The sequence below is a fragment of the Frankia alni ACN14a genome (assembly GCF_000058485.1).
Lineage (GTDB): Bacteria > Actinomycetota > Actinomycetes > Frankiales > Frankiaceae > Frankia > Frankia alni.
Window position 1 is genome coordinate 2,269,949 of the sequence record NC_008278.1, and the last position, 20,851, is coordinate 2,290,799.

Genomic DNA, 20,851 nt, shown 5'->3' on the forward strand with positions numbered 1-20,851 from the left:
GGCGCGTGACCCCAACCGACACGGGTTTGTGTGTGCCACGTCACAGTTGCGTGTAGCGGTAGCCGACATCGGTAGCATCGCCGCGTGGCGCTCACGGACCGCCTGAAGCGCGGTTTCGTCGGTCGACCGATCGGGAGCGACCGGCTCGGGGAGACATTGCTCTCCAAGCGCGTCGCGTTGCCCGTTTTCGCCAGTGACGCCCTGTCGTCGGTCTCCTACGCAACGGAGGAGATCCTGCTCGTCCTGTCACTGGGCGGGTTGGCTTTCTATCACCTCTCGCCGTGGCTGGCCGGCGCCGTCATCGTGCTCATGCTGACGGTGGTCGCCTCCTACCGGCAGAACGTGCACGCCTACCCGAGCGGCGGCGGCGACTACGAGGTCGTCTCGACCAACCTCGGCCCCCGCGCCGGCCTGCTCGTCGGCAGCGCCCTTCTCGTCGACTACGTGCTGACGGTCGCGGTGTCGGTGTCGGCGGGTGTCGCGAACCTGACATCGGCGGTCACCGCGCTGGCTCCGCACAAGGTCATCATCGCCGTCGTGATCGTCATCGTGCTGACGATGATGAACCTGCGTGGCGTGCGCGAGTCCGGGACCGCCTTCGCCATCCCGACCTACGGCTTCGTGGCCGGCGTCGCCGTGATGATCGTGACCGGCCTGATCAAGACGGCGGTCGGTCACACCCCGCGGGCCGAGAGCGCGGGCTACCACGTGGTCGCCGAGCACGACTATGCCGGGCTGGCCCTGGCCTTCCTGGTCCTGCGGGCGTTCGCCTCGGGCTGCACCGCGCTCACCGGCGTGGAGGCGATCAGCAACGGCGTGCCGGCGTTCCAGAAGCCCAAGAGCCGCAACGCCGCGACCACCCTGCTGCTCATGGGCGTCATCGCGGTCGCCATGTTCGCCGGCGTGACCGCCCTGGCTCTCATCTCGGACGTGCACGTGGCCGAGCACACGAAGGACCTGGTCGGCGCCAGCGGCGAGCAGCCGACGGTCATCGCCCAGGTCGCCGCGGCCGTCTTCGGTGACGGTTCGCCGGGCTTCGTCTACATCGCCACCGTCACCACGCTCATCCTCATGCTCGCCGCGAACACCGCCTTCAACGGCTTCCCGGTGCTGGGCTCGATCCTCGCGCGTGACGGTTACCTGCCTCGCCAGCTGCACACCCGCGGCGACCGGCTGGCGTATTCCAACGGGATCGTCCTGCTGGCCGGCTTCGCGATCGTGCTGATCATCTTCTACCACGCGCAGGTCACCGCCCTGATCCAGCTGTACATCCTCGGGGTGTTCATCTCGTTCACCCTGAGCCAGACCGGGATGGTGCGGCACTGGGCGCGCATCCTGCGCTCGACCGGCCCGGCCGCGCCCGATCCCGCCGCCCGCCGGCGGATCCGCCGCTCGCAGACGATCAACTTCGTCGGCGCCTGCCTCACCGGCACCGTGCTGGTCCTCGTGCTCATCACGAAGTTCACCCACGGCGCCTGGATCGTCTGCCTGGCCATCCCGATCATCTTTCTCGGCATGCGGGGGATCCGGAGCCACTACGACCGGGTCGCCGTCGAGCTCACCCCGGAGCCGGGCCCCCCGACCCTGCCCTCGCGGATCCGGGCCGTGGTTCTCGTCAGCAAGATCCACGCGCCGACGCTGCGGGCGCTGGCCTACGCCAAGGCGTCCCGGCCGCACAGCCTCGTCGCGCTCACCGTCGCCGTGGACCAGGCCGACGCCGACCGCCTGCGCGCCGCGTGGGCGGAGCGGGGCATCAGCATCGATCTGGTGGTGCTCGCCTCCCCCTACCGGGAGGTCACCCGCCCGGTGCTGGACTACGTCGCCCGAATGCGGCGGGAGAGCCCCCGCGACGTCGTGGCCGTCTACGTCCCGGAGTACGTCGTCGGGCACTGGTGGGAGCACCTGCTGCACAACCAGAGCGCGCTGCGGCTCAAGGCCCGGCTGCTGTTCCAGCCCGGGGTGATGGTCACCAGCGTGCCCTGGCAGCTCGCCTCGTCCAGCGGCGCGGAGCGGCGGGTGGAGCGGACCGGTGCGGGCGCGGTGCGCCGTGGCCGAGCCGCCCTGCCGGGCCCCGCCACCCTGGAGGCGACCCGCGGGTCCACGGGCGCGGCCGGCCCCGCCGCTGCCGGGTCGACGCCGGTGGAGCGGGAGTGACCCCCGCTCGCCGCCGGCCGGCCGGCGGGCCTGCCACCCGTCCTCACTCTGCTTCGGCGGGGAAAACTGCCGGTTCGGCGGGGAATGCAGCCGGTCCGGCGGGCAGAACGGCCGGTTCGGCGGGCAAAACGGCCGGTCCGGCGGGGAAAGCGGCCGGTGCGACAGGGCAGGCGGCCGGTCCGGCGAGGGCCGACGCCGATGCGGCGACCGCGGTGGGTTCGATCATCGAGCTGGTGGTGGGGCAGGTGGCCCACGGCGGGTTCTGTGTGGCGCGCGCGGGCGGACGGGTCGTGTTCGTCCGCCATGCGCTGCCCGGAGAGCGCGTCCGGGCCCGGGTCACCGACGACTCCCACGACCGCTACTGGCGCGCCGACGCCGTCGACATCCTCACCCCCGCGCCGCAGCGGGTGGCGGCGCCCTGCCCGCATGCCGGTCCCGGCGCCTGCGGGGGCTGCGACTGGCAACACGCCGACCTCGCGGCGCAGCGCCGGGGCAAGGCCGAGGTGATCGCAGAGGCCCTGCGCCGTTTCGGTGGGCTGGACGCCGAGGTCGACCCCGAAGCCCATCCCGGGCCGGTCCTGCCCGGCGCGTCCGCCGTTCCCGGCGCGTCCGCCGTGCCGGTGACGTCCGCCGTGCCGGTGACGTCCGCCGTGCCGGTGACGTCCACCGTGCCTGTGCGAGTGGTCGTCGAGGCGGTGCCCGTCGACGGCGAGGGCGACCCGTCCGGCGGTGGCGGGGCGGGCGGCGGCGCGGACGACGGTCTGGGTTGGCGGACCCGGATGCGCTTCGCCGTCACCGCGCGGGGCGAGATCGGGCTGCGGGCCAGCCGTTCCCACCAGGTGGTCGCCACCCCGGACTGCCGCATCGCCCATCCGCTCGTGGCCGCGGCGCTGGCCGGGCGCCGGTTCCCCGGCGCCGACGCGGTCGAGGTCGCCGCGAGTTCCTCCACCGGCCAGGTGGCCGTCGCCGTGCATCCGGCCGGGGTGGCGCCGGCGCCGGGCGAGGTCGTCGAGACGGTGGAGCAGCGGCGGTTCCAGCTCGGGCCGGACGTGTTCTGGCAGGTCCACCCGGGTGCCCCGCGGGTACTGGTCGCCGCCGTGCGCGACGCGTTGCGACCCGGTCCCGGCGAGACCGCGCTCGACCTGTATGCGGGGGCCGGTCTGTTCGCCGCGTTCCTCGCCGTCGACGTCGGTTCCGGCGGCCGCGTGGTCGCGATGGAGTCCGACGCCGCGGCGGTCGCCGCCGCCGCCCGCAGCCTCGCCGACCTGCCCCAGGTCTCGCTGCGCTCGGTGCGGGTGACCCCGGCGACGGTGCGCGGGGTGATCGGCAGCGGACCGACGGCCGGCCGCGTCGACATCGCCGTGCTGGACCCGCCGCGCACGGGGGCGGGGCCCGCCGTGATGGCCGCGCTGCTCGCCCACCACCCGCGTGCCGTCGCGTATGTCGCATGCGACCCGGTCGCCCTGGGCCGGGATCTGGCTGCCGCCTCCGAATCCGGTTACGAGCTGGTCTCACTACGTGCGTTCGACCTGTTTCCGATGACCGCGCACGTCGAATGTGTGGCCCTGTTGAAGCCACGTGTTACCGAACCCGCTGTGACCGAATCCGTACGGCAGGTGGGGGGGACGGTCGCCGCCAGGACCGATCGGTCGGCTCCGCCGCCACCCGGTCGCCCCGGCGTGTCGTCCGCGCGCCACGCCGGGGCGCGCGGTGCGTCTGCGTACCCGCATCCCGACCAATAGTGTGCGAGCCGGGGCTGCATTTTACCGCAAGCAGGTCTATTGCCTCCCCATCCACGAGGAACTCACATGTCGTCAGCCCGTCTGCGAGCGCGCGGGGGAGCTGCGTAGACTTTGCCGGACCCGGACCGATCCCCTTTCGGGAGAGGGAGTTCACGCCGTGTCGCTTCTGTCCACGATCAGCTGTCCCCAGGACGTCAAGCGCCTCGACCATGAGGAGCTCGGCACCCTGGCGGCCGAGATCCGTGATTTCCTCATTCACGCCGTCGCGCGTACCGGAGGCCACCTCGGACCAAATCTCGGTGCCGTCGAGCTGACGCTGGCGATACACCGAGTGTTTGATTCGCCGTTTGACCGCATCCTCTGGGACACCGGCCACCAGTCGTATGTCCACAAGATTCTCACCGGCCGGTCGGGCGATTTCGACGGGCTGCGCCAGCGGGGTGGCCTTTCGGGCTACCCCAGCCGGGCCGAGTCCGAGCACGACATCATCGAGAACTCGCACGCCTCGACCGCGCTGTCCTACGCCGACGGGCTCTCGCGCGCCTATGCGCTGCGCGGGGAGGACCGGGCCGTCGTCGCGGTCGTCGGTGACGGCGCGCTGACCGGCGGCATGTGCTGGGAGGCCCTCAACAACATCGCGGCGGACGACCGCCCCGTCGTCGTCGTCGTCAACGACAACGGCCGGTCCTACGCGCCGACGATCGGCGGCCTCGCCGACCATCTGGCCGCCCTGCGCCTCGCCCCCGAGTACGAGCAGGTCCTCGACGTCGTCAAGCAGGTCCTCGGCCGCACGCCGCTCGTCGGCGCGCCGCTGTTCGACGCGCTGCACGGCATCAAGAAGGGCATCAAGGACGTCGTCCAGCCGCAGGGGATGTTCGAGGACCTCGGGCTGAAGTACGTCGGCCCCGTCGACGGTCACGACGTCGTCGCGGTCGAGTCCGCCCTGCGCCGCGCCCGCAGCTTCGGCGGGCCGGTCATCGTCCACTGCGTCACCCGCAAGGGCTTCGGCTACCCGCCGGCCGAGCAGGACGACGCCGACAACTTCCACGGCGTCGGCGTCATCGACCCGGTCACCGGCAAGCCGGTGTCCACGTCGAAGACGACGAGCTGGACGAACGTCTTCTCCGACGAGATCGTCCAGATCGGCGCCGAGCGGCCCGACGTGGTCACCATGACGGCCGCGATGCTCCAGCCGGTCGGCCTCGGCCCGTTCGCCAAGGCCTACCCCGACCGGGTGTTCGACGTGGGCATCGCCGAGCAGCACGCCGTCACCTCGGCCGCCGGACTCGCGATGGGCGGGCTCAAGCCGGTCGTGTGCCTGTACGCGACGTTCCTCAACCGTGCCTTCGACCAGGTCCTCATGGACGTCGCCCTGCACAGCCAGCCGGTGACGTTCGTGCTCGACCGGGCCGGGGTGACCGGTGAGGACGGCGCGTCGCACAACGGCATGTGGGACATGTCGTTCCTGCAGGTCGTGCCCGGCCTGGCGATCGCCGCCCCCCGGGACGCGCCGTCCCTGCGCGCCGAGCTGCGGGAGGCCGTCGAGACCACCGACAAGCCGACCGTGGTGCGCTTCCCCAAGGGCAAGGTGGCCGCGGACGTGCCGGCGATCGACACCGTCGGCGGGGTGGACGTGCTGTTCCGCTCGCCGGCGGTGGCGCAGCACCGCGAGGTGCTGCTCGTCTCCGTGGGCGCGATGGCCGCCACCTGCCTGGAGGTGGCCCGCCTGGTCGCCAGCCAGGGCATCGGCATCACCGTCGTCGACCCCCGGTGGGTCAAGCCGCTGCCCACCGTGCTGGTGGACCTGGCCCGCGACCACGACCTCGTCGTCACCGTCGAGGACAACGGCCGCGTCGGCGGGGTCGGGTCGTCGCTGGCCCAGTTGCTGCGCGACGCCGACGTCGACGTGCCGCTGCGTGACTTCGGCATCGCCCAGCGCTTCCTCGACCACGGTAAGCGTGACGAGGTCATCGCCGAGGTCGGCCTCGCCCCGCAGGACCTCGCCCGCAAGGTCGTCGAGGCCATCGCGAAGCGCCAGCCCGCGCTGGAGGGCGACCCGGCCGTGGCCGCGGGCCAGGCCTCCCCGGGCGCGCAGCGCAGCGGCGAGCAGGTCGCCGACCAGCACTGATCGTCGCTACCCACCGCTGCTCGCGGATGCGGCGCCCCACCACCGGCACCCCCGGCGGTGGGGCGCCCCCGTCTGCGCGCCGCCCGACGGGGCCGGTGGCGGGGGCCGGCGAGCCGGCGGTCGGGATCCCGGCCTAGGCTGGCCCGGTGGGTCAGCACACCGCGTCGGGCGAGCCGGCGGCCGTCTCCGCTCACCGGTCCGGGCGCGGGGCGCGCTGGTGGCTCGTGCGCGGTGCGCTGGCGGTGGCCCTCGGCCTGCTGGTGGTGGCCCTGGTCAGCCAGTGGAACGACGTGCGGGAGTCGTTCCGCCTGCTCACCGTCGGCAGCGTCGTCGCCTCGGGTATCGCGACCGTCCTCGCCGTCGGGACGACGGTGCTGTCCTGGCGGGCGCTGCTGGCCGGGCTCGGCGCCGAACTGCCGCTGCGGGCGGCGGTACGCATCTTCTTCGTGGGCCAGATCGGGAAGTACATCCCCGGCAGCGTGTGGCCGGTCCTCGCCCAGATGGAGCTTTCCCGCGACTACGGCGTATCCCGGCCGAAGGCGGCCTCGGCGAGCCTGGTCGTGCTGGCCCTCGCCGTGCCCAGCGGGGGCCTCGCCGCCGCCGTGACCCTCCCGTTCGTCTCCGCTGACGCGCTCACGAGCTACTGGTGGGCGCTGGCCGCCGTGCCGGTGTTCGCCGTCGTGCTCTACCCGTCGGTGCTGTCCCGGCTGCTGGCGCTGGGATTCCGGCTGCTGCGCCGCGCGCCGCTCGACGAGCCGCTGACGCTGCGTCCCATCGCCGCCGGCGCCGGCTGGCTGCTGGTCAGCTTCTGCTGGTACGGCCTGGCGACCTGGCTGCTCGTGCGCGATCTCGACCCCGAGGTCGGTGGGGGGCGGCTGCTGCTGCTCTCGGTCGGCGCCTACGCCCTGGCCTGGACCGCCGGCTTCCTGGTGCTGGTCGTTCCGGCCGGCGCGGGCGTCCGTGAGGCGGTGCTCGTGCTCGCGCTCGCGCCCGCCGTCGCGGGCGGTCCCGCCACGCTCGTCGCCCTGGTGGCCCGGCTGCTGGCCACCGTCGCCGACCTGGTGTGGGCCGGCATCGGCGTGGCCCTGCGCGGACGGGGTGTGCCGGGGCCCGGGCCCGGGGCGCTGCCTGAGGAGCCGGCCGCCGATCCTCTGCCGGCGGAGCCGGCCGCCGATCCTCTGCCGGATCCGGTGACGCGCCGCTAGCCTGCGTATCCGATGGAGATCAGACGGCCCCCTTGGAGTGGGGCCGGGGATGTCTCGCGGTGGGAAAACGCACGGTTCACGGGCCCGGACCGCGCGAGACGCACGTAGTCCGTCGCCTGCTCTGGCCACTGGGCCGTCTGGTGTCCCCGTCCGCCCCTGAGATCTCCTCCGCCCCGCCCATCTTGCCCATTTGAGCAGGATGATGTGATGGGTGACGGGGCGACCGGATCGAGAACCGACGGTTCGACCGGCCACGAGGGAGACGCATGAGCGGCCAGGGCAGCGAGAACCCGTCCGGTCGGCGGGAGCCGGGCGCCGAGGACGCCGACCCGGGGGAGACCACCGGGCCTCTGGGCCTCTGGGCCCCGCCCGCGCCGCCCACCGCCCCCTACGCCGCGAGCGCGTCCGCACCGGCCCGCGGCGAGGCGGCCGCGGATCGGCTGGCCGGGCCGCCCCCGCCCCCGGCCGCGCGGGTTCCTCACACGCAGTCGGCGCCGCGGCGCCCGGGCGCCGGGACCGGGACCACTTGGTCCTCGCCCCCCTCCGGCCCCCTGGTCCCGGGCCCCACAGGTCCCGCTCCCATGGACCGGATCACCGCCGGTCCCGCTGCCGGTGGGCCGCCCGGACGGCCGATCCCCGTGGGTGTGGGCGGGCCACCGGTCACAGCCGCTCCCCCGTCGCCGCCCGGCCGACCCGGGCCTGGCGGGCCAGCGTCCCCGCCCCACGGCTGGGGTGGTCCGGTCTGGTCGGGCGGCCCGGTCGGGTCGGGCGGGGTGTGGCCGGAGGGGCCGGCCGGGCCGGGGGGCCCGGTTGGATCGGGGGGGCGGGTTGGATCGGGGGGGCGGGTCTGGTCGGGCGGCGCGCCGGTCGGGCCATCGGGGGCGCCGCCGCGCCGTGGGCCGGCCCGCTGGCTGATCCCGCTCGTCCTCGTGCTCGCCGTGGCCGTCGGCGCGGGCGGCACCGGCCTCGTCCTGCTCTCCCGGTCCGATGACGGCCCCGCGTCGGCCGTGCGGTCCTATCTCGGCGACGTCCGCGCCGGCCACTACGACGCCGCCTACGACCGGCTGTGCAGTTCGGTCCGGGGCAACCGGTCGTCCACCGAGTACACGATCCTCATGCGGGCGCTCGACGGGATCAGCGGAGGCGTCGCGTCGTTCGCCGTGCGGGGGGTACAGACCCGCCATCCCGCCGCCGCCCAGACGATCCGGGAGGTCCAGGTCGACGTCCGGCGCGGTGACGACCCGGCCAGCCGGGAGTCCTACCAGGTGGGCAGGGAGTCCGGCGGCTACTGCCTGCTCACCCCGGGTGCGCCCTTCACCGCCGGCGCCGGCGGTGGCACCCCGGGCGGGCAGCCGCCGGGACCGTTCGGCGGGTTGCCGGGCGCCCCTGGGAGCGGCACGCCGGGCGGCGGCGGCCTGAGCGGCGGTGGTGCAGGCGGCGGTGGTTCAGGTGGTGGCTCGGGTAGTGGTGGCGGTGGTGACTCGGGTGGTGGCTCCGGCCGCGGCGGCCTGGGTGACGGGAACCCGCCGGCCCGCGTCGCCTGATCCGTCGTCCGCCGACGCGGGGAGGCCGGTGTTCGCCGACGCGGGGAGGTCGGTGGCGTTCCCGAGGGCGAGGCCGCCGCGGCGCGGGAGGGACAGGGCGCAGAGCAGGGCCATGGCGACGGCGATCACGCCCAGCCACAGCGCGGGCCGCGTCCCGTCGATGAACGCCGCCGGCGTGTCGTAGCCGCCGCGGGCGGCGAAGACCGACGACAGCACCGCGATCCCGAGCACCCCGCCGAGTTCGCGCAGCGCGTTGTTGGTACCCGACGCGATGCCCTGCATCGAGGCCGGCACGACCCCGAGCGCGACGGTCGCGATCGGCACGAAGAACAGCGCCATGCCGACGCCGGAGAGCACGAACGGCCCGACCAGGGCCGAGTACGACATGTGCGTGCTGAGGACCAGTGCGATCCAGGAGAGCCCGGCGGCGTTGAGCGCCAGCCCGCCGACCAGCAGCGGCCGTCCGCCGATACGGTCCGACACCGGACCGGCGAGCGGCGCGACGAGCAGCGGCATCGCCGTCCACGGCAGGGTCCGCACGCCGGCTTGCAGCGGCGAGTAGCCGTAGACGTTCTGCAGCGCCTGGGCCAGCAGGAAGATCGAGCCGAACATGCCCATCGAGAACAGCAGCGCGGTGGCGTTCACGGCCGCGAAGCCACGAACGCGGAACAACCCCATCGGCAGCATCGGCGCCCCGCCCCGGCGGGCGACCCGCAGCTCCCAGGCGACGAACGCGGCGACGCCGAGGCCGCCGAGCACCAGGGCGCCGAGCACCGGGGTGCTGGTCCAGCCGTGCCCCTCCCCGCGGACGAGGCCGAACGTGACGCCCAACAGCCCGGCGCTGACCAACGCGGCGCCCGTGAGGTCGAGCCGGGACGAGCGGACCCGCGACTCGGCGAGCGCACGCAGCCCGACGGGCAGCGCGACGAGGCCGATCGGCACGTTGACCCAGAAGATCCACTGCCAGCTGGCGCCCTCGGTGACCGCGCCGCCGATGAGCGGGCCGACCGCCACGGCCAGTCCCGTCATGGCCCCCCAGATGCCGAGGGCGGCCCCCCGGCGCTCCTCGGGCACGGCTGCGGCGAGCAGGGTGAGGGTCAGCGGCAGCACGAAGGCGGCGCCGACACCCTGCACGGCGCGGGCGGTGATGAGGACGCCGATCGACGGCGCGAGCGCGGCACCCGCGCTGCCCAGGGTGAACACGGCGAGACCGGCGAGGAACACCCGCCGACGTCCGAGCCGGTCGCCCAGCGCCGCCCCGGTGAGCAGCAGGACGGCGAACGGCAGGGTGTAGGCGTTCACCGTCCATTCCAGGCCTTCCAGGCCAGCGCCGAGATCCTCGCGGATCTGCGGCAGCGCGGTGGTGACCACCAGGTTGTCCAGGGACACCATGAACGCGGCCAGCGAGGTGACGACGAGGGTCCAGGCGGTGCTGGGGCGTCGAGACACGGCAGTTCTCCTTCCGTCTCTTGTGAGCACTCACTATCTACGGCAGGTAGTAACCAGTCACTACCTTGGGCGTGCGCACCGGGCCGAGGCCCGCCGGAAGCCGGCGTGCCGCGGTCGATCCGGATCAGGTGGTGTGGGGCCCCAGGGCGCCGGGCGCCGGACGGTCGAGGCTGGGTGCGTCGGGCCTCAGGACACTGGCGGCCGAGCCCGGCGGTGCCGCGAGGCAGATCATCTGCGCCCACTGTTCGTCGAGGACGGCGAGGTCCATCGCCGCGATGATGTTGAACAGCATGCCGTAGGCGAAGAACTGCCGGACGTCGTCGACGGGCAGGCCGGTGATGCGGAGCACGGTGTCCCACAGCCGGTGGAATCCGGTGCGGGTCGCGGCCTGGACCTCGGCGTCATAGCAGCCGGAGTAGGCCTGCAACTGGTTCAGCAGGTACGCGGGGTCCGCCAGCAGCTCCTGGTAGGACTCCTTCATCGCGTCCAGCGCGGCCTCGCCGGTCAGCTCGCCGGCGGCCTGCTCGAAGTGTGTGGCGGTCCGGTGGAAGGTGTCGGCGATGACGGCGAGGAACAGCGCCTTCTTCGTCGGGTACAGCCGGAACAGGTACGGCTGGGAGATGCCGGCCCGCAGCGCGATCGACTCCGTCGACGTGCCGGTCAGCCCGCCGTGGGCGAACTCCACGACGGCCGCGGCGAGCACGCTCGCCCGCCGCTGCTCGGCGCTCATCCGCCCGCCGCCCTCTGCCCGCGTCGCCATGCCCCTAAGGTAGTGGCCACTCACTACCTTGTCCAGCATGAGTCGTGCCTCGTCTGTCGACGGCATCGGGCGGACTGCGGCGTCCAGCGGGCCAGTAAGGTGGTCATCACTCGCTGCGTCGTTGTGCCCGACATGGGCCCTGTGGGGCCCGTTGCGGGTGCGGGTGCGGGCGCGGCTGCTCGCTCGCACCGTGAAGGATGGTTGCCCTGTCGACTGATGGACTGGCAATCCAGCCGAGCGCGGCGACTTACGAGTTGGAAGATCTCGTCAACGAGACCTGGCAGGGGCGGGTCCGGGTTCCGCACTTCCAACGTGACTTTCGGTGGGGCAGCCAGGACGTTGTTCGCCTCTTTGACAGCATCATCAAGGGCTATCCGATCGGCAGCATGCTGCTGTGGGTGCGGCAGTCGGGTGCCGAGGCGGTCACCATCGGCAGGACTAAAGTCTCAGCCCCGGCGGGCGAGAATACGCTTTGGGTGGTTGACGGTCAGCAGCGCATCACCAGCATTGCGAACGCTCTACATCCGGAGGGTAATCGCCATGCGCCATTCGCAGTGTACTACGACTTCAAGGGGCAGCGGTTCGTCGATCGCCCCAGGGAGATCGAGGAGCATCATCTGCCACTGCCGGTTCTCTTTGACCTGATCAGACTGCTCGACTGGTTTGCCGACCCTGCCCGTGGCGCGCGTGAGTATTTTCCGGAAGCACAGCGCATAGCCAAGGTGCTTCGCACCTACAAGATCCCGGCCTATCTTGTCAGGCAAGATGACGAGAAGATCCTGACCGACATCCTCGACCGGATGAACAACTACGGGAAGCGGTTGAGTCGGGCCGAGATATTCTCGGCGCTGTTCGCCGGCCCCGAGGAGGGGGCGGCGGAGCGGCTGTCGCTCGCACGCATCGCTGAACGGGTCGACGCGGAGACCGGTTTCGGTCTGATCGACGCGAACACGGTGCTGCACTCGATTCTCGCCCGTCGGGGCCCGGATCCGATGCGCGATATCCGAAACGAATTCTCTCCGGACAACCGCCGGACCGCCGACTTCTCCGACGAGTCGCAGGAGGCGGCGTACGCAGAGGGGGAGGCGGCGCTGGTGCTGGCGGTGCGTTTCCTCCAGGACGATGCCGGTGCGCCACATCTTTCGCTGCTGACCTATCGCGCGCTACTCGTGGTACTCGTCCGTTTTTTCGGCCACTTCCCCGATACGGGGGATTGGAACCGCCAGCTCCTTCGTCGATTCTACTGGCGGGCGGCCGTCAGCGGGCCGAGTGTGTTCAAGGGCAGCTTCACGCAGATGAGTAGAATCCTTTGTGCCGTCGTGAAGCCCGGCCGGGAAGAGGAATCCGTTCAGGGGCTCACCAAGTCGATGGAATCCTCGGTGTGGTCTCTTCCGAACGCGCGGCGTTTCCGGACGAACGAGGCGGTAGGGAAGATCATACTCTGCTCTTGGTGGGCACTGGGGCCGAGGTCGCCATTGACGGGCGAGCGGCTGGGGGCCGGTGATCTCTCGGAGCTGCTGATCGATCAGTCGACGGCGGCCATCTCCGTGCACAGAATCTATCGGCGCGGTGTGCCCAAGCGGCAGCAGTTCTGGGCGGCGAATCGGCTTTTCGTCCCGGACGCGGCGGAATCGGTCGACAGCTTTCTTGAGTCGGTGACCTCGCCGTCCGTCCTCGTCGAGGAGCGGGACCGTGCGGAGGTCCTTCGGTCCTACTGTCTGAGCGATGACCTGATTGAACTGTTTAACTCTGGGCGGCGCGAAGAGTTTCTGGATGTCCGACAGGCCGCGATCGATGTCGGCCTCAATGCATTCATCGATCGAATGGCGCAATGGGAGTTCGAGGACACCCCTTCCCTCGACTCCCTCGCGTTGGACGAGCGGGACTCCCTCGAACTGGAAGAATCGGACGAGTAGACCAGTGCCACCGACTGAGCATCACTACGCGGTACTGCTGCACAGGGGACACATCGGTGTCCTGCGGCAACGCGGGGACCACACGATGTTCACCTTCACCGAGGAGTATGAGTCCCGTCCCGTACTCGGGCTCCGATTCGAGGAGGATCTCCGCGGTCCGTATGCGGCCGCGCTGCGCCTGCCGCGGTGGTTCTCGAACCTGCTGCCTGAGGGTCCCCTACGCGAGTGGATCGCGGCGGACCGGGATGTCGCGCTCGACCGGGAGATGGAACTGCTCGCCCAGGTCGGGCATGACCTCCCCGGGGCCGTCCAGGTTGTCCCGATGGAATCCGTCGCGGAGGCCCTCGAATGGCCTGCTGAGCGCTTGGACAGATCGAGCGGATTCTTTTCCGCGGCCACGGTGTCGCCGTGGCGGTTCTCGCTTGCCGGGGTCGCGCTGAAGTTCTCGATGCTGGCCACTGGTGATCGCCTCACAGTGCCGGCCGTGGGCGAGCACGGGGACTGGCTGGTGAAGTTCCCCGACCAGCGGTTTGGAGACGTGCCGCTGAACGAATTCGTGATGATGTCGCTCGCCGCCGAGGTCGGGCTCGACGTACCCGAGGTCCGGCTCGTCCACCGGGACGATCTTCAGGGCCTGCCGTCCCGGATGTGGCCGAACTCCGAGGAATGGGCGTACGCGGTTCGCCGTTTCGACCGACACGGCGAAGGGGATCGGACGGCGATTCACATTGAGGACTTCGCCCAGGTGCGGGACAAGTATCCGGACGCGAAGTACGAGGGCACGTTCGAAACGGTGGCGGCGCTGGCCTATCGCGGCCGGTCTTGATCGCCGATTCGGGGTGACCGGGGCGGATCTGCAGGCAGTCGCGTCCGCGGTGGGCGAGAGGCTCCCGGCGGCGTGGGAGCACGATCGGGATGCCTTCGCCCGCAGTACCGCGCTCGGTGGTGACATCGGCAACTGGATCGACCGGACGCGGACGGTGCTGCACTCAGCCCGGTAGCCGTTGGGATCAGCGGGGCGGGGTGGCGACGCCGGGCGGGGCGAAGCGTTCGCCGGTGACGGCCTCGCTGATGCCGGTGCGGTCCAGGTAGGGGGTGATCCCGCCGAGGTGGAACGGCCAGCCGGCGCCGAGGATCATGCACAGGTCGATGTCGGCGGCCTCGGCGACGACCTTCTCGGCGAGCATGAGGTGGATCTCCTCGGCGAGTGCCCGCAGGGCGGCCTCGCGCACCTCGGCGGGCGTGGGCGGCTGCGCCTGGGCGTCCGCGCGCAGTGCCGCGGCGGCCTCGGGGTCGACGATCTGGGTGCCGTCCGGGCCGGTGGTGTAGACCGAGCCCCGGCCCGCCTCGACCAGCCGGGCGAGGCTCGTCGGCGCCCGGAACCGGTCCGGGAAGGTGGCGTGCAGGTTCTGCGCGACGTGCAGGGCCACCGCCGGGCCGACCAGCGACAGCAGGACGAGCGGCGACATCGGCAGCCCCAGGGGATCCAGGGCGTGGTCGACCTGGTCGATCGGGGCGCCCCGCTCGGCGGCGCCGAGCACCTCGCCGAGGAAGCGGGTGAGCAGCCGGTTCACGACGAACGCCGGCGCGTCCGCGACGAGCACCGCGTCCTTCTTCAGGTTCCTGGCGACCGCGAGCGTCGTCGCGATCGTCGCGTCGTCCGTGCGAACGGCCCGGACCACCTCGACGAGCGGCAGCACGGACACCGGGTTGAAGAAGTGCAGGCCGGCGACCCGTTCGGGATGCTCCAGCCGCGCGGCCATCTCGGTGACCGACAGCGCGGAGGTGTTCGTCAGCAGCACCGCCGTGGGCGCCACCACGGCCTCCAGCTCGGCGAACACCGCCTGCTTGACGGCCAGGTCCTCGAAGACCGCCTCGATGACCAGGTCGGCGTCGGCGAAGGCGTCCTTAGTCAGCGAGCCGGTGACGTTGGCCTTGTACCGGTTGGCCTGGTCGGCGGAGATCCGGTGGCGTAGCAGCAGGTTGTCGATCTCGCGGTGGACGTTCGCGACGCCGGCGTCGAGGCGCTCGGCGTCGATGTCGGTGAGCACGACCGGCACCTCCAGCCGGTGCGCGAACACGAGCGCGAGCTGGGCGGCCATCAGCCCGGCGCCGACGACCCCGACCTTGGTGACCGGGCGGGCCAGCGCCGGATCCGGGCCGCCGACCGGCCGCTTCGCCCGCTTCTGGACCAGGTCGAACGCATACAGCCCGGCGGCGAGCTCACCGCTGACCGACAGGTCGGCCAGCGCCTGGGTCTCGGCGGCGAAACCGCTGGCGCGATCGGCGGTCTCGGCGAGCTCGATCAGATCGAGAGCCCGGTAGGCGGCCGGCGCGGCGCCGTGCAGCCGGGCGTCGGCGAGCGCCCGGCCGCGGGCGACGGCCTCGGCCCAGGCGGCGCCCCGCGGCACCGGGTGGCGCTCGGCGACCGGGTCGATCTCCCCGCGCAGCACCCGGCCCACCCAGGCCAGCGCCTCCTCCAGGAAGTCGGCCGGCGCCAGCAGCACGTCCCCGATGCCCAGCTCGAACGCCTGCGGCCCGCGCAGGGTCCGGTTCTGGCTGAGCGCGTTGTCGACGACGACGGACACCGCCGCCTCGGCGCCGATCAGGTTCGGCAGCAGCTGGGTGCCGCCCCAGGCCGGCACCAGGCCGAGGAACACCTCCGGGAAGGCGAGCGCGGGAATCCCGGCGGACAGCGCCCGGTAGTCGCAGTGCAGCGCCAGCTCCAGGCCGCCGCCCAGCGCCGCCCCGTTGACCAGCGCGAAGGTCGGGACCCTGCGCCCGCCGAGGCGACCGGAGCCGAGCCGGGCGAAGGCGTCGTGCCCGAGCCGGCCGAGCGCGTCCAGTGACGGGCGCAGCCGGTCCGCCTCGGTGATCGACGACCGGAAGCCCAGGTCCGCCCCGACGCTGAAGATGAACGGCTTGCCGGTCACGGCGATCGCGGCGACCGGGGGATCGTGCGCCTCGATCTCGTCGACGGCGGCGAGCAGCCGGCGCAGCCCGGCCGGGCCGAAGGTGCTCGGCCGGGTGTGGTCGTGGCCGTTGTCGAGGGTGACGAGGGCGACCGGGCCGGCCACCCCGGGCAGCGTCACGTACCGGACGTGCGCGGCCGTGACGACCTCGTCCGGGTAGTCCAGGGTCACCTCGTCGATCGTCATGCCGCCCTCTCCTGGGATGGGATCTCGCGCAACGCCCGGTCAGCTCGCCGCCGCGGTGGCGGCGTCGTGGTGGGGGTTCGCCCAGATCGTGGTGGCCCCCATGCCCAGACCCACGCACATCGCCGTCATGCCGTAGCGCACCTCGGGATGCTCGGCGAACTGCCGGGCGAGCTGGGTCATCAGCCGCACCCCGCTGGAGGCCAGCGGATGGCCCAGCGCGATCGCCCCGCCGTACTGGTTGACCCGGGGGTCGTCGTCGGCGATGCCGAAGTGGTCGAGGAAGGCCAGGACCTGCACGGCGAACGCCTCGTTCAGCTCGAACAGCCCGATGTCGTCGATCGTAAGGCCGGTGCGGGCGAGCGCCTTCTCCGTCGACGGGATGGGGCCGACGCCCATGACCTCCGGCGCGACCCCGGCGAAGCCGTAGCCGACCAGCGTCATCCGCGCCGGCAGCCCCAGCTCCGCGGCCACCTCGGCGGCCGCGAGCAGGCACCCGGTGGCGCCGTCGTTGATGCCGGCGGAGTTGCCCGCCGTGACCCGGCCGTGCGGCCGGAACGGGGTGCGCAGCCCCGCCAGCCCGTCGAGGGTCGTCGTCGGGCGCGGCGGCTCGTCGGCGGTGACCAGCTCCCAGCCGCTGTCGGCGTGGCGGGCGGCCATCGGGACCAGATCGGGCTGGATCTGGCCGTTCGCGTACGCCTTGGCGACCTTCTCCTGGGAGGCCAGGGCGTAGGCGTCCGCCCGCTGCCGGGTGATCGCCGGGAAGCGGTCGTGGACGTTCTCCGCCGTCAGTCCCATGATCAGCGCGGACGGGTCGACCAGCCGCTCGGCGACGAACCGCGGGTTGAGGTCGGCGCCCTCGCCCATCGGATGGCGGCCCATGTGCTCCACCCCGCCGGCGACGGCGACGTCGTAGGCGCCCACGGCGATCGACGACGCCGTGGTGGTCACCGCGGTCACGGCCCCGGCGCACATCCGGTCGACGGCGTAGCCGGGCACCGACTCCGGCAGCCCCGCCAGCACGCCGGCGATCCGGCCGATCGTCAGGCCCTGGTCGCCGATCTGGGTGGTGGCCGCGACCGCCACCTCGTCGATGCGCTCGGGCGGCAGGGACGGGTTGCGCCGCAGCAGCTCCCGGATCACGCGGACGATCAGGTCGTCGGCCCGGGTCTCGGCGTACACGCCCTTGGCCTTGCCGAACGGCGTGCGGACGCCGTCGACGAAGACCACGTCACGGACCGAACCGCGGGCTGAACCGAACACGGTGGCCTCCCCACCGGCGGCTCGCGGCCGTCGGCACCTCGCGTGGGACACCGACTGCCCGCGCCGGCCCGACGGGACCGTGCGGACGGTCAGCACCGGCGCGGACACCGCCGGCACCGGTTAGCCTACGGCAGCGGTTACCGGCCGGTAGGACACTCGTCCCGTCTGCCCCCGGTGTCGCGTCGAGGCGGGTACGGCGCGCCGCACCAGCCCCGGCCCCGGGCCCCGCGGGTGCCGGGGGAGTCCGGTGCCTGGCTGGTTACCGCTCGTGGGTGGGGGCGGTGGGGGCGCCACCCGGCGGGCCCGAGGCCGGGCCCGACCCGGCGGACGGCTTCGCCGCGCCGCCGCCCGGCGCGGCAGCGTCGGTGGGACCGCCGCCCGCCGGAGCCGCGCCGACGGAGGAAGCACCGCCGCCGTCCGACGACGTCGCGCCGACCGGAGAGCCGGCGGTGGCCCGGCCGGCCGCCCCGCGCACCGACCGGCCGGTGCCCGCGCGTCCACCGCGGGAACGAGGGCGATCCGCGCCGCCGGCTCCCCCGGACCCGCCGCCGCGGCCCGCCCGCCGCCCGGCACGCTCGGGCGCGGGCGGGGCGGCCTCGTCGACCGGGTCGGGTTCAGGGTCGACGAGCGCGGAGCTCAGGGCCGCACGGGTCAGCTCCCGCTGCCAGGCGCGGGCGCCGCTGGCGCGCAGCGTCTCCTCCACTGCCGACTCGGTCGGCGGGTCGGGCGGGGACCAGGCGATCCGGCGGGACAGCGCGGGTTCGAGCAGGTTCTCCACCGGCATGGTGTACGTGGCGGCGAGAGCGGACAGCTCCGCCCGCACGCGGGCAAGCCGGGCGGCGGCCACCGGATCGCGCTCGGCCCACCGGTTGGGCGGGGGCAGGCCGTCGCCGCTGGGGCCGGCCGGCGCCGGCAGCTCGTCCTCGGGCAGCGCCGCGGCGCTGCGCAACGCGTCCAGCCAGGTGCTCGCGGTCCGCCGGATCCGCGGCCCGGAGAAGATGGGCAGGCGGATCAGCGCCGCGGTGTCGGCGGGGGCGTTGAGGACCGCGTCCATGATCGCGCTGTCCGGCAGGACCCGACCGGGGGCGACGTCACGCGTCCGGGCCATCCGGTCCCGGGCGGTCCACATGGCGCGCACCGCCGCGAGCTGGCGCCGGGACCGCGCCCGGTGGATGCCGCTGGTCCGCCGCCACGGTTCGGCGCGGGGTTCCCGGGGCGGCGCCGCGACGATCGCGGCGAACTCCTGCCGGGCGAACTCGAGCTTGTCCTGCTCGATGAGCTCGGCCTCGAGCGCGTCGCGCAGCTCCACCAGCAGCTCGACGTCGAGCGCCGCATAGCGCAGCCAGGGCTCGGGCAGCGGCCGGGTCGACCAGTCCGCCGCGGAGTGGCCCTTCTCCAGGCCGTAGCCGAGCACCCGCTCGACCATCATGCCGAGGCCGACCCGCTCGTAGCCCAGCAGCCGGCCGGCGAGCTCGGTGTCGAACAGCAGGGCCGGGCGCAGCCCGAGCTCGGCCAGGCAGGGCAGGTCCTGGCTGGCGGCGTGCAACACCCATTCGGCGTCACCCACCGCCTCCTGGATGACGGTGAGGTCACCCAGCGGGACCGGGTCGATCAGCAGCGAACCGGCCCCCCGCCGGCGGATCTGGACGAGGTAGGCGCGCTGGCTGTAGCGGTAGCCGGACGCCCGCTCGGCGTCGAAGGCGACCGGACCCGTCCCGGCCGCGAGCCGAACGGCCGCGGCGGCGAGCGCTGCGGCGTCGACGATGACCGGTGGGACGCCGTCCACAGGAGCGAGCAGCGGGATGGGCTCGCGGGCGCTGGTGCTGGGCTCTCCCTCCACCTTTGCGCTTACACCCCCGCTGACCTGCTGTGTTGGTTCAGGAACCGTCGACGTCACGATCGGCGATCGTACGTCTGAATCCTCGCGGAGGCAGCCGCGCTGTTCAGCGAATCACGCTAATTATACGCATCGTGACACCGCCACCGGGTAGGGTGGCCGGCTCCCGAGCCGAACGGGGTAGCGCGAATCCCCTGGCTGTGGTCCCGCGGCGGGGCCGCGACCGGCGGATTCAGCTCCGGCGCTGGGGCAGCGGCACGACGCCGGACAGTGCCGGTGGCAGGCCGGCCATGGCGGCCAGCAGGTCGCCGAAGGCCAGCAGGTGGGCCGCCGCCCCGGCGGGACTCCAGGCTGGTCGCGCCGGCTCCGGGCCGTGCGGGCCCGCGGCGCCCGGGCCGGCGCCGAGCGCGGTCTCGGCCCAGTCGGGCGACCAGGAGCAGCGCAGCTCGACGTCGAAGCTGTCCCCCTCGGCCCGCAGCAGGCCGAACCGCCGCGACGAGGTCGTCGTCACCGCGCCGCCGAGCGCACGGACCTGCGCGCCGTGCGCGTCGAGGGACTCCCGCAGCCACGACCAGGCCACGTCGGCCAGCAACGGATCGGTGGCGATCTCCGGGTCGACACTCGCCCGGGCGTAGCAGACGATGCGGGCGCTGCCCTGCCAGGCCGGCTGTCCCTCCGGATCCATCAGGACGATCAGCCGGCCGGCGGCGAGGTCGGCGGCGTCGCCGGTCAGGCCGCCGGCGAGCGCGAAGGCGTGGGGCGCGAGCCGGGTCGGCGCGGCGACCTCGTGCACGCTGATCTCCGGTCGCAGCCGCGCGATCCCGTCGCGCAGGGCGTCGGTGCTGGCGAGAAAGATCGGCGGGCTTGCCTCGTACGACTGCGCCGCCCCCATGACGGCAACGTTAGGACGTCGACCTTGATCGCGCTGGGTAGACGCCGGAGCGTGGGGCTTCGACCCCGTTGCGTGCGGACGGACGCCGATGAGGCGATGGCCGGAACGGTGCGCCGTGTCCCGCAGGACCGGAACCTCCCGGGGCCCGGGGACCGCCTCCGCCGCGGCGGGCTCGCCGAAGGGTGCGGGACGGCCCGCGGCGGCGCCGTAGTCGGGACGCGGGGCGGGACTGTGCAGACTCACGCCGGGATCCGGGCGGCGGCGCGCTCGCGGCCGCGATGATCCCGCGCCCCGGCGCCGGCCTCCCGGCCCGCTCGCGGGTGCGCCGCCGACCTGGCCGCCGGGACCTGCCCTCCGGCCGGGGCCTGCGCCCCGAGCGGGACCGGTCCCAGGAGTACCGCCGCACCGCACTCGGTGCAGGCCCACTCCGGGCAGTCCGCTCCGTGCCCGTCGGCGCACGGCGGCTGCTCGAACGGCCGCTCGTCACCGCATTCTGTGCAGGTCAGAACGATGAGATCGTCGGCGCCCACCCGGACCAGTTCCACTCGAACACCACTCCCCGCGCACGGCTGCTGCGTGTTGCGTCCCCTCGGATGCGGTGGGCGCTGCACCACGGATCCCGCGCCCCCGCGACTGCCGGCCGAGGGGGAACGCGGACGACGCGCACCCTCTGCCCTCATTCCGACCGGACTGACGGTGCCACGGGACGGACAGATGTCCGCGCATTCCCTCCGGCGTGTCGCGTGCGCCCGTCTCGAGGGGGTGTGGGCGGGAGATCCCTGGTCGCGCGACTCGCCCCGCTTGGG

14 protein-coding genes and 1 pseudogene are annotated in these 20,851 nt (G+C 73.2%); 8 read left to right on the forward strand and 7 right to left on the reverse strand.

The features are described 5' to 3' along the window. Positions 1–84: 84 nt before the first annotated feature. The 5 genes from FRAAL_RS09070 (at position 85) to FRAAL_RS34725 (ending at position 8,773) form a co-directional block, all read left to right on the forward strand. Positions 85–2,154, forward strand: a complete 2,070-nt coding sequence (locus FRAAL_RS09070; protein WP_011603252.1) for an APC family permease — start codon at positions 85–87, stop codon at positions 2,152–2,154. Continuing rightward, positions 2,151–3,896 carry a class I SAM-dependent RNA methyltransferase gene (locus tag FRAAL_RS09075; protein ID WP_011603253.1) on the forward strand — a complete coding sequence of 582 codons (1,746 nt, stop codon included), beginning with the start codon at positions 2,151–2,153 and terminating at the stop codon, positions 3,894–3,896. Before FRAAL_RS09070 ends, FRAAL_RS09075 begins: the two co-directional genes overlap by 4 nt. A gap of 157 nt (positions 3,897–4,053) precedes the next feature. After that, positions 4,054–6,024 carry a 1-deoxy-D-xylulose-5-phosphate synthase gene (gene dxs / locus FRAAL_RS09080; RefSeq protein WP_011603254.1) on the forward strand — a complete coding sequence of 657 codons (1,971 nt, stop codon included), beginning with the start codon at positions 4,054–4,056 and terminating at the stop codon, positions 6,022–6,024. 146 nt (positions 6,025–6,170) lie between these two features. Then, on the forward strand, positions 6,171–7,229 hold the full coding sequence (locus tag FRAAL_RS09085) for a lysylphosphatidylglycerol synthase transmembrane domain-containing protein (RefSeq protein ID WP_011603255.1): 1,059 nt from the start codon (positions 6,171–6,173) through the stop codon (positions 7,227–7,229). 929 nt (positions 7,230–8,158) lie between these two features. Beyond that, the gene (locus FRAAL_RS34725; protein ID WP_231861585.1) at positions 8,159–8,773 is read left to right on the forward strand and encodes a hypothetical protein; all 615 of its coding nucleotides are present in this window, start codon (positions 8,159–8,161) and stop codon (positions 8,771–8,773) included. Here the strand turns inward: FRAAL_RS34725 and FRAAL_RS09095 are convergent. Together FRAAL_RS09095 and FRAAL_RS09100 are read right to left on the reverse strand one after the other, a co-directional pair. After that, complete coding sequence (locus FRAAL_RS09095) at positions 8,675–10,222, reverse strand: MFS transporter (RefSeq protein ID WP_041939049.1); 1,548 nt, start codon at positions 10,220–10,222, stop codon at positions 8,675–8,677. The two genes, FRAAL_RS34725 and FRAAL_RS09095, sit on opposite strands and share 99 nt — an antisense overlap. A 124-nt stretch (positions 10,223–10,346) precedes the next feature. After that, positions 10,347–10,982 carry a TetR/AcrR family transcriptional regulator gene (locus tag FRAAL_RS09100; RefSeq protein ID WP_231861586.1) on the reverse strand — a complete coding sequence of 212 codons (636 nt, stop codon included), beginning with the start codon at positions 10,980–10,982 and terminating at the stop codon, positions 10,347–10,349. Positions 10,983–11,179: 197 nt separating this feature from the next. Between FRAAL_RS09100 and FRAAL_RS09105 the strand changes: the two genes are divergently transcribed. The 3 genes and pseudogenes from FRAAL_RS09105 to FRAAL_RS09110 all read left to right on the forward strand — a co-directional run bounded on the left by FRAAL_RS09105 (position 11,180) and on the right by FRAAL_RS09110 (position 13,724). After that, entirely contained in the window at positions 11,180–12,898 is a 1,719-nt protein-coding gene (locus FRAAL_RS09105) for a DUF262 domain-containing protein (protein ID WP_011603259.1), read from the forward strand. Between the two features lie 85 nt (positions 12,899–12,983). Next, a pseudogene (locus FRAAL_RS36040) lies at positions 12,984–13,157 on the forward strand (HipA N-terminal domain-containing protein); the annotation flags it as partial. Positions 13,158–13,163: 6 nt separating this feature from the next. Next, a complete protein-coding gene (locus tag FRAAL_RS09110) occupies positions 13,164–13,724 on the forward strand; it encodes a type II toxin-antitoxin system HipA family toxin (protein WP_231861587.1) in 561 nt (186 codons plus the stop codon). Between the two features lie 184 nt (positions 13,725–13,908). Here FRAAL_RS09110 and FRAAL_RS09115 read toward each other — a convergent pair whose 3' ends face one another. From FRAAL_RS09115 to FRAAL_RS33505, 5 genes are all read right to left on the reverse strand, one after another. After that, on the reverse strand, positions 13,909–16,056 hold the full coding sequence (locus tag FRAAL_RS09115; protein WP_011603262.1) for a 3-hydroxyacyl-CoA dehydrogenase NAD-binding domain-containing protein: 2,148 nt from the start codon (positions 16,054–16,056) through the stop codon (positions 13,909–13,911). Positions 16,057–16,095: 39 nt separating this feature from the next. Then, positions 16,096–17,316, reverse strand: a complete 1,221-nt coding sequence (locus FRAAL_RS09120) for a thiolase family protein (protein WP_041939050.1) — start codon at positions 17,314–17,316, stop codon at positions 16,096–16,098. Between the two features lie 259 nt (positions 17,317–17,575). Next, positions 17,576–19,156 carry an HRDC domain-containing protein gene (locus FRAAL_RS09125; protein ID WP_041939051.1) on the reverse strand — a complete coding sequence of 527 codons (1,581 nt, stop codon included), beginning with the start codon at positions 19,154–19,156 and terminating at the stop codon, positions 17,576–17,578. Positions 19,157–19,385: 229 nt separating this feature from the next. Next, positions 19,386–20,045, reverse strand: coding sequence for a DUF3000 domain-containing protein (locus FRAAL_RS09130; RefSeq protein ID WP_041939052.1), 660 nt, complete (start codon positions 20,043–20,045; stop codon positions 19,386–19,388). A gap of 239 nt (positions 20,046–20,284) precedes the next feature. Beyond that, the gene (locus FRAAL_RS33505) at positions 20,285–20,590 is read right to left on the reverse strand and encodes a hypothetical protein (protein WP_041939053.1); all 306 of its coding nucleotides are present in this window, start codon (positions 20,588–20,590) and stop codon (positions 20,285–20,287) included. Positions 20,591–20,851 lie beyond the last annotated feature (261 nt).